This is a genomic window from Streptomyces sp. NPDC048436, from assembly GCF_043200355.1.
In the GTDB taxonomy this organism is placed as follows: Bacteria; Actinomycetota; Actinomycetes; order Streptomycetales; family Streptomycetaceae; genus Streptomyces.
On record NZ_JBICXP010000002.1, the window covers coordinates 258,735 to 272,982 of the forward strand.

The 14,248-nt window shown below is 71.7% G+C and carries 13 protein-coding genes; 2 read left to right on the forward strand and 11 right to left on the reverse strand.

The window, feature by feature from the left end; genetic code table 11:
- Positions 1–185 precede the first annotated feature (185 nt).
- From pheT to infC, 7 genes are all read right to left on the reverse strand, one after another.
- Positions 186–2,696: a phenylalanine--tRNA ligase subunit beta gene (gene pheT, locus ACGFX9_RS07740; RefSeq protein WP_393466408.1), complete on the reverse strand. Its 2,511-nt coding sequence runs from the start codon at positions 2,694–2,696 to the stop codon at positions 186–188.
- Positions 2,696–3,835: a phenylalanine--tRNA ligase subunit alpha gene (gene pheS / locus ACGFX9_RS07745; protein ID WP_393466411.1), complete on the reverse strand. Its 1,140-nt coding sequence runs from the start codon at positions 3,833–3,835 to the stop codon at positions 2,696–2,698. The genes pheT and pheS overlap by 1 nt, the downstream gene beginning before the upstream one ends.
- 177 nt (positions 3,836–4,012) lie before the next feature.
- Complete coding sequence (locus ACGFX9_RS07750; RefSeq protein WP_393466414.1) at positions 4,013–5,158, reverse strand: ATP-binding protein; 1,146 nt, start codon at positions 5,156–5,158, stop codon at positions 4,013–4,015.
- Between the two features lie 55 nt (positions 5,159–5,213).
- Positions 5,214–6,059 (reverse strand): TrmH family RNA methyltransferase, encoded by an 846-nt coding sequence (locus ACGFX9_RS07755; RefSeq protein ID WP_393466416.1) that lies wholly within the window; start codon positions 6,057–6,059, stop codon positions 5,214–5,216.
- Between the two features lie 96 nt (positions 6,060–6,155).
- Positions 6,156–6,539 carry a 50S ribosomal protein L20 gene (gene rplT / locus ACGFX9_RS07760; RefSeq protein WP_393466420.1) on the reverse strand — a complete coding sequence of 128 codons (384 nt, stop codon included), beginning with the start codon at positions 6,537–6,539 and terminating at the stop codon, positions 6,156–6,158.
- Between the two features lie 94 nt (positions 6,540–6,633).
- Complete coding sequence (gene rpmI / locus ACGFX9_RS07765; RefSeq protein ID WP_135330421.1) at positions 6,634–6,828, reverse strand: 50S ribosomal protein L35; 195 nt, start codon at positions 6,826–6,828, stop codon at positions 6,634–6,636.
- A 105-nt stretch (positions 6,829–6,933) separates the two neighbouring features.
- The gene (infC, locus tag ACGFX9_RS07770; RefSeq protein ID WP_393468262.1) at positions 6,934–7,620 is read right to left on the reverse strand and encodes a translation initiation factor IF-3; all 687 of its coding nucleotides are present in this window, start codon (positions 7,618–7,620) and stop codon (positions 6,934–6,936) included.
- A 392-nt stretch (positions 7,621–8,012) separates the two neighbouring features.
- On the opposite strand from infC, the gene ACGFX9_RS07775 reads away from it, so the two are divergent.
- Positions 8,013–8,390 (forward strand): DUF1844 domain-containing protein, encoded by a 378-nt coding sequence (locus ACGFX9_RS07775; RefSeq protein WP_393466423.1) that lies wholly within the window; start codon positions 8,013–8,015, stop codon positions 8,388–8,390.
- A 4-nt stretch (positions 8,391–8,394) separates the two neighbouring features.
- On the opposite strand, the gene ACGFX9_RS07780 is transcribed toward ACGFX9_RS07775, so the two are convergent.
- Genes ACGFX9_RS07780 through ACGFX9_RS07790 form a run of 3 tightly spaced genes read right to left on the reverse strand, consistent with a single transcriptional unit; the run spans position 8,395 to position 11,795 of the window.
- Positions 8,395–9,126, reverse strand: coding sequence for an SseB family protein (locus ACGFX9_RS07780; protein WP_393466425.1), 732 nt, complete (start codon positions 9,124–9,126; stop codon positions 8,395–8,397).
- Positions 9,127–9,183: 57 nt separating this feature from the next.
- Positions 9,184–10,353: a type VII secretion-associated serine protease mycosin gene (gene mycP / locus ACGFX9_RS07785; protein WP_393466428.1), complete on the reverse strand. Its 1,170-nt coding sequence runs from the start codon at positions 10,351–10,353 to the stop codon at positions 9,184–9,186.
- The gene (locus ACGFX9_RS07790; RefSeq protein WP_393466430.1) at positions 10,350–11,795 is read right to left on the reverse strand and encodes a hypothetical protein; all 1,446 of its coding nucleotides are present in this window, start codon (positions 11,793–11,795) and stop codon (positions 10,350–10,352) included. Before ACGFX9_RS07790 ends, mycP begins: the two co-directional genes overlap by 4 nt.
- Before the next feature lie 252 nt (positions 11,796–12,047).
- On the opposite strand from ACGFX9_RS07790, the gene ACGFX9_RS07795 reads away from it, so the two are divergent.
- Positions 12,048–13,250 (forward strand): amino acid deaminase/aldolase, encoded by a 1,203-nt coding sequence (locus ACGFX9_RS07795; RefSeq protein ID WP_393466433.1) that lies wholly within the window; start codon positions 12,048–12,050, stop codon positions 13,248–13,250.
- A 26-nt stretch (positions 13,251–13,276) separates the two neighbouring features.
- Here ACGFX9_RS07795 and ACGFX9_RS07800 read toward each other — a convergent pair whose 3' ends face one another.
- The gene (locus ACGFX9_RS07800; protein ID WP_393466436.1) at positions 13,277–14,224 is read right to left on the reverse strand and encodes a DUF2510 domain-containing protein; all 948 of its coding nucleotides are present in this window, start codon (positions 14,222–14,224) and stop codon (positions 13,277–13,279) included.
- Positions 14,225–14,248: the final 24 nt, after the last annotated feature.

Here is a 14,248-nt window from a genome sequence, read left to right on the forward strand (position 1 = left end):
ACAGCGTGCGGCCATGCAGGCCGACAAGGTCAGCCCCTGCGGCCGGGTTGATTCTGTCGATCGACTGGGCCGAACGGGTCAGAGAGGGCTTACTAGTCACTCAAACGAGTGAAGGGCGCACCCGGAGGTCCGGATACGCCCTTCTTTGCGCCCCTTGTGCGCCTGGCGGCGACTACAAGCGGTGACTACGCTCCGCGCAGCACCGCGCCCGTCCGCTCCGCCGCGAGTGCGACGGCCGCGTCACGGGCCGCGGAGGCCTCGTCGACGGTCAGCGTGCGGTCGGCGGCGCGGAAGCGCAGCGCGTACGCCAGGGACTTCTTGCCCTCGCCGATCTGCTCGCCCTCGAAGACGTCGAACAGCCGGATGGACTCGAGGAGTTCACCCGCGCCGCCGCTCAGGTAGTACTCGACCACGGTGGCCGGTACCTCCTTGTCGACGACCAGCGCGACGTCCTGGGTGGCCACCGGGAAGGTGGAGATCCGCGGTGCCCGCAGCGCCCCTTCACCGGACCGCCCCAGGAGATCCAGGTCGAGCTCCATCGCGCAGGTGCGGGCGGGCAAGCCGAACGCCTTGACGACGCGCGGGTGCAGCTCGCCGGCGTGCCCGACGGAGACGATCTCGCCGCCCATGACGACCTTCAGTTCCGCGCAGCGGCCCGGGTGCCAGGGGCCGTACTGCCCCTGGTCGACGATGAGCTCGGCACCGGCTTCGCGGGCGAGGGTGCGCGCCGCCTCGACGGCATCCGCCCAGTCCGCCGGGCGGCCCTTGCCCCACCAGCCGGCCTGCTCGCGGGCGCCCGCGAGGACAACGGCGGCGTGCCGGGGCTGGACGGGCAGCGCCTCGGTGAGGGAGGCGATCTCATCAGTGGTGGGACGCCGGTCGACGGGCAGCCGCACCGCGATCTTGAGGTGCTCCTGGGGGTGGAAGACCAGGCCCGTCTCGAAGAGGGCCAGGTCGTGCGAGCCCCGGCCGTCGTTGCGGCGGAGCGTGTTGAGCAGGCCCGGCAGCAGCGTCGTACGAAGAGCGGGCTCCTCGTCGGAGAGCGGGTTGACGAGCTTGACCACGCGGCGGTTCGGGTCGTCCGCGTCCAGACCGAGCTGGTCGAAGACGTTCTCGCCGATGAAGGGGTAGCTCAGCGCCTCGACGTATCCGGCACCGGCCAGCGCGCGCCCCACGCGGCGGTGCAGCCGCTGCCGGTCGGTGAGGCCGCGGCCCGCGGGGGGCTTGGGCAGCGTCGACGGGAGGTTCTCGTACCCCTCCAGGCGGATGACCTCTTCGGCGAGGTCGTTCGGCTCGGCGAGGTCGGGGCGCCAGGAGGGCACGGTGACGGTCAGGGCGTCCTGGCCGTAGACGTCGCAGCCGATCTGCTGGAGACGGCGTACGACGGTCTCGCGGCCGTACTCCATTCCCGCGACCTTGTCGGGGTGATCGGCGGGCATGCTGATCGTGCGGGGCCCGGAGGGCGAGATGACCTCGGTGACCCCGGCCTCGGCGGTGCCGTCGGCGAGCAGGACAAGGAGGTCCACCGTGCGCTGCGCGGCGGCGGCCGCGGCCTGCGGGTCGACGCCGCGCTCGAAGCGCTTGGCCGCCTCGGAGGGCAGCTTGTGGCGCCGGGCCGTGCGGGCGATGGAGATGGCGTCGAAGTGCGCGGCCTCGATGACGACGTCGGTGGTGCCCGCGGCCTCTTCGTGGTCCGCGATCTCCGTGTTGGCGCCGCCCATGACGCCCGCGATGCCGATCGGGCCGCGGTCGTCGGTGATCACCAGGTCCTCGGCGTCGAGGACGCGCTTGGCGCCGTCGAGCGTCGTGAACTTCTCGCCCTGCTCGGCACGGCGCACGCCGATCGTGCCCTCGATGCGGGAGCGGTCGTAGGCGTGCAGGGGCTGGCCGAGCTCCAGCATCACGTAGTTCGTGACGTCGACGGCGAGCGAGATCGGGCGCATGCCCGCCTTCTGCAGGCGGCGCTGCAGCCAGATCGGCGAACGGGCCTCGGGCTTGAGGCCCGTGACCGTGCGCGCGGTGAAGCGGTCGCAGCCGATCGGGTCGGAGACCTTGACCGGGTAGCCGAAGGAGTTCGGCCCGGGCACGTCGAGGAGCGCCGGGTCGCGCAGCGGCAGGCCGTAGGCGATGGCGGCCTCGCGGGCGACGCCACGCATCGACAGGGCGTAGCCGCGGTCGGGCGTGACGGCGATGTCCAGGACCTCGTCGACCAGTTCGAGCAGCTTGATGGCGTCGGAGCCGACCTCGTGCTCGGGCGGCAGGACGATGATGCCTCCGCTGCCGTCGTCGCCCATGCCCAGCTCGTCGCCGGAGCAGATCATGCCGTGCGAGGTCCTGCCGTACGTCTTGCGCGCGGCGATCTTGAAGTCGCCGGGCAGGACGGCGCCCGGGAGCACGACGACGACCTTGTCGCCCTGCGTGAAGTTGCGCGCGCCGCAGACGATCTCCTGCGGCTCACCGGTGCCGTTGGCGTGGCCGACGTCGACCGTGCAGAAGCGGATGGGCTTCTTGAAGCCCTCCAGCTCCTCGATGGTGAGAACCTTGCCGACGACCAGGGGGCCGGTGAGGCCGGAGCCGAGCTGCTCGACGGTCTCGACCTCGAGGCCGACGTCGACGAGCTTGGCCTGTACGTCACGGCCGGTCTCGGTGGCGGGGAGATCGACGTACTCCCGCAGCCAGGAAAGCGGGACCCGCATCAGATCTCCATCCCGAAGGGCCGGGTGAACCGGACGTCACCCTCGACCATGTCTCGCATGTCTTCGACGTTGTGGCGGAACATCAGCATCCGTTCGATGCCGAACCCGAAGGCGAATCCGCTGTACTTCTGGGGGTCGACACCGCAGGCGGTGAGCACCTTCGGGTTGACCATGCCGCAGCCGCCGAGCTCGATCCAGCCCTCGCTGCCGCAGGTGCGGCAGGGGCGGTCGGGGTTGCCCACGGACTCGCCACGGCAGACGTAGCAGACCATGTCCATCTCGGCGGACGGCTCGGTGAACGGGAAGTAGTTCGGGCGCAGGCGCGTCTTCATGTCCGCGCCGAAGAGCGACTGGACCATGTGGTCCAGGGTGCCCTTGAGGTCGGCCATGGTCAGGCCCTCGTCCACGGCGAGCAGCTCGATCTGGTGGAAGACCGGGGTGTGCGTGGCGTCGAGCTCGTCCGTGCGGTACACGCGGCCGGGGCAGACGATGTAGACGGGCGGCTCACGGCGTTCGAGCAGCGCGCGGGCCTGCACCGGGGAGGTGTGCGTCCGCAGCACGACACCGGACTCGTCGCCCGCTGTGTCCTTGGAGCCCTTCGGGCCCTGGACGAAAAAGGTGTCCTGCATCTGCCGGGCCGGGTGGTCCGGGGTGAAGTTGAGGGCGTCGAAGTTGAACCACTCCGCCTCGACCTCGGGGCCCTCCGCGATCTCGTACCCCATGGCGACGAAGACGTCCGCGACGCGCTCCATGAAGGTGGTCAGCGGGTGCCGGGCACCGGCCGGGACGCGGTCGTACGGCAGCGTGACGTCCACTGCCTCCTCGACGAGCACCCGGGCGTCGCGCTCGGCCTCGAGCTCACTCTGGCGGGCGGCGAGCGCCTTGCTGACCGCGCCGCGCGCCATGCCGACGCGCTTGCCGGCCTCGGCCTTGGCCTGCGGGGGCAGCGCTCCGATCTCGCGGTTGGCGAGGGCCAGCGGCGAGGTGCCGCCGGTGTGCGCGACCTTGGCCTCCTGGAGCTGTTCGAGGTCGCCCGCGGCGGCGAAGGCGGCGAGCGCCTCGTCCCGCATGCGCTCGATCTCTTCAGGTTTCAGTGCCTCGACCTCAACAGGGTCGTACGACTTGTTCGGTGCCGACATCTCTTCCCGTGCTTCCGGTTGGCTGGTGATGGTCCCCGTCTACGACTCGGAGACGAATCGTCCACATAGGGGGACGCAAACGTGCCAAGGATCGAGTCTAACGGGGGTGACGCGGGTGAATGAGCCCGCGGGCTGTGCTCGGGCGGATCAGAAGTGATCAGTGGCGACCGGAGAAGGTCACAGGAGATACGCCGGAGTGCCCACGGGCAACGTAAATCGGAACTGGGCGCCGCCACTGGCCGCGCGGCCGACGGTGATCGTCCCGCCGTGCGCCTCCACGATGCCCTTCACGATGTACAAGCCCAGTCCTGTCCCGCCGCGCTTGCTGCCCCGCCAGAAGCGGGTGAAGACACGGCCCATCGATTCCTCCGGAATGCCGGAACCCTCGTCGCTCACGGTCACGGCCGTCTCGGCCCCGCCCTGCTCACGCGGGGACGATGAGGGTGCCACGTCGATGGTGACGGTTCCCTCGCCGTGCCGCACGGCATTTTCCAGCAGGTTGCTGAGCACCTGGTCGATCTTGTCCGGGTCCGCCCAGAGATCGGGCATGGGCTGCTGGATCCGTACGAGGAAGCGGTCCGCGTCCTGGCCGGAGGCCACGTAGGCCTGGATGTGACGGCCGACGGCGGCACCGATGTCGACGGGCTGGCGGCGCAGTTCGAGCCGCCCGGAGTCGATGCGGGAGATGTCCAGAAGCTCGGCGATGAGCCGTGTGACGCGGTCGGCGTCGGCGTCCACCGTCTCCAGCATGAGCTTCTTCTGGTCGTCGGTGAACCGTTCCCACTTGGCAAGCAGCGTCGCCGTGAAGCCCTTCACGGAGGTGAGGGGCGAGCGGAGCTCGTGGGCGACGGTGGCGATCAGCTCGGCGTGGCTGCGCTCGGTGCGGCGGCGGGCCTCGGTGTCGCGGAGGGAGACGATGACGCGGCGGACGGGTCCGGTGGGCGCGGTGCGTACATAGCGCGCGGAGACGAGGACCTCACGCCCGCCGGGGAGCAGCAGATTCCGCTCGGGCTGGGCGAAGCGGGTGGCGAGGCCGCCGTACGGATCGGTCAGCCGCCACCAGCGGCGGCCTTCGAGGTCTTCTAAGGGAAGCGCGCGTTCCAGCGGGGCACCGAGGGCGTCGGTCGCGCGGACGGCGGTGATGCGGGCGGCCGCGCTGTTGAAGCAGATGACGCGGCCGGTCTCGTCCGCGACGACCAGGCCGTCGGGGAGGTCGTCCGGGTCGAGGCCGAGCCCGCCGCCGAGGTCACCGAGGGCGCCATGGTCCCCGCGAGCACACAGGATGTCCTGTACTCCCGGTGATCCGCTCGTGCCGATGCTCATTCCCCGTACCCCACCTCTCGGACCGGCGCAGGAGGCCTCCGAGCCCGTCACCCTACTAGCTGGGAGTGACGGAACGGCACCCTCCAGCCGCACGCTGTGCACGGGCGGACGCATAGAGGCACACGGCCGCCGCCGTCGCGAGGTTGAGGCTTTCGGCTCTGCCGTGGATCGGAACGCGCACCACCGCGTCGGCGAGTGCGCGGGTCTCCTCCGGGAGCCCCCAGGCCTCGTTGCCGAAGACCCAGGCGGACGGAGTGCCCATGGCGCCCTTGTCGAGCTCGTCGTCGAGGTCGTCCTCGCCCGCTCCGTCGGCCGCGAGGATGCGTACGCCCGCGTCCTTCAGCCCCTGGACGGCCCGCTCGACGGGTACGCCGACGGCCACGGGCAGATGAAACAGCGAACCGACCGAAGCGCGCACGCACTTGGGGTTGTAGAGATCCACGGAGGCGTCGGTCAGCACGACGGCATCGGCCCCCGCCGCGTCGGCGCACCGCAGCACGGTGCCGGCGTTCCCGGGGTCACGCACATGCGCGAGGACGGCGACGAGCTTGGGCCTCGCGGCGAGGATGTCGTCGAACGGGGTATCCAGGAACCGGCAGACCCCGACGAGTCCCTGGGGCGTCACGGTGGTCGAGATGTCGGCGATGACGTCCTCGTCGGCGAGGTGCACCCGGGCCCCCGCGGTACGGGCCTCCCCCACGATGTCGGCGTACCGCTCGGCGGCCTCGACGGTCACGAACAGCTCGACGAGCGTCTCCGCGTACGCGGCGGCCTCCCGCACGGCCTGCGGCCCCTCGGCGAGAAACAGCTGCTCCTTCCCCCGGAAGTTCCGCTTCCCGAGCCGTCGTGCGGCGCTGACGCGAGGGGACTTGGGGGAGATCAACTCGGGACTGGCGGGCATCAAGTCACCTTCGGAACGAGAATTGAAGACAGCGGACGCACTCGGACCCGCAAGCCACAGGCTTGCGGGTCCGGTCACGCTCAGCTCAGCGCAGCGTCAGGCAGCCTTGGGCGCGTTGACGTCCGAAGGCAGAGCCTTCTGAGCAACCTCGACCAGCGCCGCGAAGGCGTTCGCGTCGTTGACGGCAAGCTCGGCCAGGATCTTGCGGTCCACCTCGATGTTGGCGGCGTTCAGACCCTGGATGAGGCGGTTGTACGTCATGCCGTTCTGGCGGGCAGCGGCGTTGATGCGCTGGATCCACAGCCGACGGAAGTCGCCCTTGCGCTTCTTGCGGTCGTTGTAGTTGTAGACCAGGGAGTGGGTGACCTGCTCCTTGGCCTTGCGGTACAGGCGCGAGCGCTGGCCGCGGTAACCCTTGGCGGCCTCGAGGACTGCCCGGCGCTTCTTGTGGGCGTTGACTGCCCGCTTGACGCGTGCCACTTGTTAACTCCTTGTAGCGGGGCCGTGGTTGGACTCACACGACCCGGTATCGATTGGGTCCCGGTCAGAGTTCAGGCGCGGTGTGCGCCCGGACTCACTTGCCGAGAAGCTTCTTGATCTTCTTGGCGTCGCCCGGGGCCATCTCGGCGTTGCCACTGAGGCGACGCGTCAGACGGGACGACTTGTGCTCGAGCAGGTGGCGCTTGCCGGCACGCTCACGGAGCACCTTGCCGGAGCCGGTGATCTTGAAGCGCTTGCTGGCACCGCTGTGCGTCTTGTTCTTCGGCATAGCGCCGTTCTCTCCTCGTCAGTGGCACTCGGATGCCCGGTCGTGAAACCGGGCATCCGGGAACCGTATGTGTCAGTTGGTGACCCCTGGACTCGCGTCCTGGGATCAGGCCTCGGCGGGAGCCTCGGTCGGGGCCTCGGCGGGGGTTTCGGCGGCAGCCTCGTCCGGAGCCTCGTCGAGCTCCTCCCCATGGGAGGAGTCCTGCGAGCGGCCCGGGTTGGCCTTCGCGTCCGCCCTGCGGACCGCCTGGGCCTCGCGAGCCTCGGCCATGGCTTCGGTCTTCTTCTTGTGCGGACCGAGGACCATGATCATGTTTCGGCCGTCCTGCTTCGGGTTCGACTCGATGAACCCGAGGTCTTCGACGTCGTTCGCGAGACGCTGCAGCAGTCGGAAGCCGAGCTCCGGCCGGGACTGCTCGCGACCACGGAACATGATCGTGATCTTGACCTTGTCGCCCTGCTTGAGGAACCGGACGACGTGACCCTTCTTGGTGTCATAGTCGTGCGGGTCGATCTTCGGCCGGAGCTTCATCTCCTTGATGACCGTGTGCGCCTGGTTCTTGCGCGCCTCACGGGCCTTCATGGCCGACTCGTACTTGAACTTCCCGTAGTCCATGAGCTTGCACACGGGCGGACGGGCGGTAGCCGCCACCTCGACCAGGTCGAGGTCGTACTCCTGTGCGAGCTCCAGGGCCTTGGCAAGCGGCACAATCCCGACCTGCTCGCCGCTGGGCCCGACGAGTCGCACCTCGGGGACGCGAATCCGGTCGTTGATGCGGGGCTCGGCGCTGATGGATCCTCCTCGGTAGCACCACGCGGCGGTCTGGCGGACAGCCGCGTTACGTCTGTTATAGAGACCAACCGAGTGAGAGCATAAAAAATGCCCCAACCGATCACAGGAAGGGGCTCCATTACTACCGGAGCACCTCCGCGATGATCGCGGGGCGCACATTCGGGCCAGCCGTAGTCTCGGGGACTGCGGCCGCCTGACCGGTGACCCGCCGCTCCGGGGAGTGGCTAGGTGGGAAGCGGAGCCTCCACTTGTGGGCCGGTTCCCTGCGTTGGTACGCGAGTCTCCGGCCGGTCGTTACACAAGGTTAGCAGCTCCTCGGGGGTGGGGCTAACCGGCGCGCTCACGGACTCCCGCGGGACACGCCGCGCGGTGCTCGGCATATCGTGTGGGACATGAGCGACGCGACCCCCTCCCCCGAGTCCGCCACCGGCGACTCCCCCGATTTCGACACCCTGACCCGTGACATCGCGGACGTCCCCGCGGTCGAGGTGATCACCACGGTCGCCGTCCACCTGATGAGCGCCGCGGCCGTGAACCTCGGCCTCGCCGAGGGCGGCGAGGGCCACAAGGACCTGGACGAGGCGCGCAAGCTGATCCACTCGCTCGCCGGCCTGATGGACGCGAGCGCCACGGAGATCTCCTCGTTCCACGCGGCTCCGCTGCGCGACGGCCTGAAGTCACTGCAGCTGGCTTTCCGCGAGGCGTCCGAGGTGCCGGACGAGACGGGTCAGGGCCCGGGCGAGAAGTACACGGGGCCGGTCTTCGGCTGAGCTTTCACGGACGTACGTAGAGGGGCTCGCCCGGTGGCGTCGCCTCGGCAGGCAGCAGTGCCAGGTCGAGGCCGTTCACCAGGCGGGCCCTCAGTGTTTCGTCGGCCGCGAGGTGCCGGGCCACGCGCTGGGCGGCTTCGGCCGGGTCGGCGGCAGGGTCGAGAACCAAGGCGAGGGTGCCGTCCGCGGCGCCCGGGCCGAGGTGGGCGCGGAGCACCGTCGGCTCGGCGGCGACGGCCGCGCGGACGGCGGCCGTGACGGCGGGGTCGGCGAGCGGGTCCCGGCTGTGGCGGCCTTCGGAGAGGGCGATCAGGGCGGAGCGGTTGATCTCGTACGCGACGGGCCCCGCCAGGTCGAGCACGATCGTGTCGGCCTGCTCGTGGGCCGCGGCCTGGAGCGCCTGGTGCAGCGGGACGGCGACGGGCCGGGCCTCGGGGTCCCACAGGGCGAGGGAGCCGGTGGAGGTGAACGCGGGGAGCGCCTTGCGGTCGCCCGCCTTGAGGGTGGGGACGGCCATGTCGCTGGACTTCTCGCGCCGCAGCCCGTCCTCACCGGTCTCGACCTCGCCCAGTACGGCGACCACGGGGACCAGCAGCCGGGCACCGGCCAGGGCCTCCAGGACGGGGCCGTGGGCCGTGCGGTCCTCGGACCACGCGGTCAGGGCCGCGGTGAGCCGGGGGTCGGCGGAGCCGTCGTCGTCGGAGAAGCCGGGGTCCGGGATGTTCTTGTTCGCCACGGCCCCGACCCTATCGAGGGGCCGCGGCCCGGCATGCCGCAGGGCGAGCACGGGACCTCACCCGCGGGCGGCGGTGCCTCTCCGGCCGCGCCAGAGGTAGACCGCCGCGACCAGCAGGGCCACGCCGAGGCCTGCCGCGACCGGGCCGACCCAGCCGGCGGGGCCGCCGTCGCCGTGGTCTTCGTCCGGCCCCGGGCCGAAGTACTTCTCGCCGTACGCAGCGGAGCTCAGCCCCTCCGGCTTCTTCTTGCCGCCCTCCTTGATCGCCGCCGCCGGGTCGATGAAGCCGAAGCCGCGTGAGTCGTCACGGCCGCCGCCCGGGACGTCGCGGGCGGTGTCCTCCAGGAGCTTCTTGATCTGGGCCGGGGTCAGGCCGGGATGGGCGGAGCGGATCAGGGCGACGGCGCCCGAGACGAAAGCGGAGGCGGCGCTGGTGCCCCAGCCTTCGTAGTACTCGCGGTCGGGGTCGGCGATGACGATCTTCTTGCCGGGGGCGCTGACGGTGGCGTACCAGCGGCGGGTGGAGAAGGAGGCGCGGTCGCCGTACTTGTCCACGGCGGTGGCGGCGATGACTCCGGGGTAGGCCGCGGGGTACGAGATGTGGTCGCCGCGCTCCCCGCCGTTGCCCGCCGACGCGACGACGACGGCGCCCTTCTTCAGGGCGTACTGGACGGCGGCGTCCTCGGCGGGTTCGGGGTGGGCGGACTCGGAGTCGTCACCGAGGGAGAGGTTGATGACGTCGGCGCCGTGGTCGGTGGCCCAGCGGATGCCGGACGCGAGGGCGTTGCCCCGGGTGTTGCGGGCCTTCGCGCGGGCCGGGTCGCCGTCCTCCAGGATCACGCGGATCGGCAGAATCTTCGCTTGGGGCGCGATGCCGAGTACGCCGTCGTCGCCGCCCGCGCCGTGTCCGTGCCCCGCGATGATGCCGGCCATGGCCGTGCCGTGCCGGGCCCAGGAGCGGTCACCCTTCTTGGCGCCGAAGCCGACCATGTCCTTGCCTTCGAGGACGCTGCCGGTCAGGTCGGGGTGGCCGCCGTCTATGCCGGTGTCCAGGACGGCGACCGTGATGCCCTTGCCCTTGGTGGTCTGCCAGGCCTGATCGGTGTGCATGGCGTCGAGGGCCCACTGCTGGGCGCGGATGCCGTCGTCGGCGTGCGCGGTGGTGGCGGGCAGGAGGGCGAGGGACGCGGCGGCGAGGGCGGCGGTGGCGGACTGACGGATTCTCATGAGGGCTTCTCCGTGGCCGCGATGGTCTTGCGCAGACGCCGCTCGACGCGGTCGGCGATGCCCTTCGCCTCGTTGCCGAGGCCCGCCTGGGCGGGGGCGGTGGTCGCGGAGGTCTTCATGGCCTCTTCGGCGGGCTCGGGTTCGCCGACCGTGCGGCCGTCGGCGAAGCCTGAGACGGAGAAGGCGACGACGGGGGCGTCCGGGAGTACCGAGACGGTCCAGGAGGCGCGCTGGGCGTCGCCGAAGTCCGCGGCCGGGGTGCCCTTGGCCGGGTACGGCCGGGGCATCAGGTCGGTGCGCCGGTCGAGGCCTTCTTCCGTGAAGCGGTGGCGCAGGGAGCGCATCGCGTCGGCGTCGGCCTTGGTGAACAGCAGCCCCACGGTGGTGACATGACTGCGGGTCGCGTCCGTGTACGTGGCGCGCAGCAGGCGCAGGCAGCCGGCCGGGGCGAGTGCCTTGCGCAGGAGCGGATCGAAGGCGTTCTTGCAGCTGCTGTCGGGGGCGACGGCGACGCGGGTCCAGGTGCGGTCGGCGCCGCCGGGTCCCGCGCCCTCTCCCTTGATGGTGGCCGGGAAGAGCTGGTCGACGGGCACGCTGTGCCAGAGCTCCCCCGCCACGGCGTACGCGTCCCGCGCGACCCCCGGCCCCTCGGCGCCCCCGGTCAGCCAACTCCCGGTGGCGGCACCGCCGATGAGCCCGAGCCCGAGCACGACACAGGCCGCGGCGGCGGTCACCCTGGGCCGCACCCAGGAGCGGACGGGCCGCAGCCGGGTGGTGCTGTCGTCGTACAGGGCGGGCCGGGCGAACGACACGAAGGGCCGCCCGGCGCCGGGCCCCGGCGTCAGGTCAACGGCACCGACGGCGCGGCGGGCGGCGGTGGTTCGGGGGGAGAGGGCAGGGGGTGGGGATATGGGCTGTGCTGCCGAAGCGGGCGGCGCGGCCGGTGAAGAGATGAGCCCCGGGTCAGGCAGGCCCTCCTCCGCTGAACCAGATGCCGACCGGGGTGACGGCCCGGGCACGGCCGCGGTCCGCCCGGCGGAAGCGGTCGACGAGTCGGGCACGGGTATGCCCGCCGTCGCCGGATCCGAGGGCGGCACCGAAGGCATCGGGGGCCGGAGCCGGTACTCCGCAGCACGCTGCGCCTCCTCCGTCTCCGGGGCGCCGACGTGCGGCGGGGCCGGGGGGAGCGGCGGGAGCTGAGCCGGGGCCGAGACAGCCGCCGAAGTCCGCGTGGGCGTCGTCGGGGGTGGTGTGTCGGGGAAGCGTGCCGACGCGGGCGGCGGGGGCTGCTCCGCCTCGGCGGCAGCCTCGTCTGCGGCGTCCGACTCGTCCGGTGGCGTCGCGGGCCGGGGCATCCGCAGCCGGTCGAACGGTGCCAGCAGGTCCCCCAGTACGGAGTCCCGGTCACTGTCCGGGGCCTCATCCGAGGTGGCGGGCCGCACGTCGGGGAAGCGGGCGGACGGCGCAGGTGGGGGCGCGGACGCCGGCGGAGCCGACGGTGGAGGCGGTGCCGTGGGACGTGGCGGGACGGGTGCCCGTCGCGCTTCCGTGCTCATGCACCCCCCGTTTCCTCGCTCTTCTGCGCGTAACTCTAAGGGCAGATTCCGGTCGCGAGGGAACCAGTCCGCGGCCCCGGGCGATCTGCCCGGATCATCCCCCTACCCTCGGGTAACGGCGTCTGGCAAGCTTCGCCCATGACAGCCCGAGCAGCTGACAGGGCCCGCTACGACCGGGCCACCGCACACCTCGACGCCCCTCTCGCGATCGTCGATCTGGAGGCGTTCGACGCCAACGCCGACGATCTCGTGCGCCGGGCCGGCGGGAAGCCGATCCGGGTCGCCAGCAAGTCCGTACGCTGCCGAGCGCTGCTCGAACGCGTCCTGGCACGCGACGGTTTCGCCGGGATCATGTCCTTCACCCTCGCCGAGTCCCTGTGGCTCGCGCGGTCCGGGTTCGACGACATCCTGCTCGCCTATCCCTCGGCCGACCGCGCCGCCTTCGCCGAGCTGGCAAGCGACCCGAAGCTCGCCTCCTCCGTGACCGTGATGATCGACGACCCGGCACAGCTGCGGCTCATCGACGAGGCCAGGGACGGCGGGCGCGAAGAGGTGCGGGTCTGCCTGGAGCTGGACACCGCGTACAGGGTCCTCGGGGGGAAGGTCCGGATCGGGGCCCTGCGCTCCCCCCTGCGCTCCCCCGTCCAAGTCGCCGCCCTCGCCCGCGCCGTGGCCAGGCGGCCCGGTTTCCGGCTCGTGGGCGTGATGGCGTACGAAGGGCATGTGGCGGGGGTGGGCGACGCGGTCGCCGGGCAGCCTGCCAGGTCACGGGCCATCCGGCTCATGCAGGCCGCCGCCCGCAAGGAGCTGGTGGCGCGGCGGGCCGAGACCATCCGCGCGGTGCGGGCTGTCGCGCCGGACCTGGAGTTCGTCAACGGCGGCGGCACGGGCAGTGTGCAGCACACGGCGGCCGAGCGGGCGGTGACGGAGATCGCAGCAGGGTCGGGCCTCTACGTACCGCGGCTCTTCGACAACTACACGTCGTTCAGCGGGCGTCCGGCCGCGCTCTTCGCCCAGCCTGTGGTCCGCCGCCCCGGCGTCGGCATCGTGACCGTGCTCGGCGGCGGCTACCCCGCGTCCGGCGCGGCGGGCCCCGACCGCTCCCCCGTGCCGTACCTCCCGGAAGGGCTGCGCTACGACCCGCAGGAGGGCGCGGGCGAGGTGCAGACGCCGCTGCTCGGCGCGCCCGCCGACGATCTGCTGATCGGCGACAAGGTGTGGTTCCGGCATGCCAAGGCCGGGGAGATGTGCGAGCGGTTCGACGCGCTGCGCCTCGTCGAGGGCGACCGGGTGACGGCGACCGTCCCGACGTATCGGGGAGAGGGCCACACGTTTCTATAAGGGGAACGCGCGCCCGCGAGAGGACATCAGGGCGTCGCGCCCACGCTGTTGCCCACGCCGCCGCTCGTGTCGCTGTCGCCGACCGGGCGGATGCCCTTGGTGATCTCGTCCATGTCGGCGAGGGGCGGCACGCCCTCGCCGGTCCCCGCGTCGATCGCGAATCGGACGATCACCATCGCCTCGGACCCGACGCTGGAGGGGAACGCGAGCGACTGGACGTAGCCGCCCTCGCCCTTGGCCGTGTGGACGCGCCAGCGCACGAGGTAGCCGGAGCGGCCCGCGACCGCCACGGTCCCTTCCTTCGCCTTCTCGTGCCGGGTGATGCCGCCGAAGGGCTGCTGGCCGACCTTGTCCTCTTCGTAGGCGGCGTCCGCCGCGTCCTTGATGTCGCCGGTGGCCAGCGCCTTCGCCGAGCGCTCGTCGGTCGCTGTCGCCGTGCGCGAGTAGACCGTGCCGTGGCGGCAGAGGCTGCCCTCGCCCGGGCAGTCGTAGACATCGGGGGTGCGGACGGTCGGATCGCCGCCGACGGTGCTGTCGGCCTTCTCCCAGCCGTCGGGTACGGGGATCGTGATGCCGTTGAGCGGGTCGAGGAGGGTGGAGGGGTCGGGGTCCGGCGCCGACGTGGTGGGTGTCGGGGAGGGCGAGGGCGGCGGGCTTTCGCTGACCGCGAGGTCCGTCGGCTGCGGCGCGGGAGGGGGATCGTCGTCCTTGCCGAGCACCACGACGCCCGTGACGATCGACGCGACCAGGACGACCCCGGCGGCGGCGAGCGCGACGGCCTTGCCCTTGCGGCCACCGGAAGCCACCGGCTGGGGCTGCGGCGGGCCGAACCCCGGCTGCGCGTGGCCCGTTGGGAAGGCCTCGGGCGTACGCCGGTGCTCGGTCCACGCGGACCCGTCCCACCAGCGCTCGACGGGCTGTGCCGTAGGCGCCGACGGGTCCGGGTACCAGCCGGGAGGGGGCGACATGCTCATCCCGGCACTCTAGATCGTGGGGCG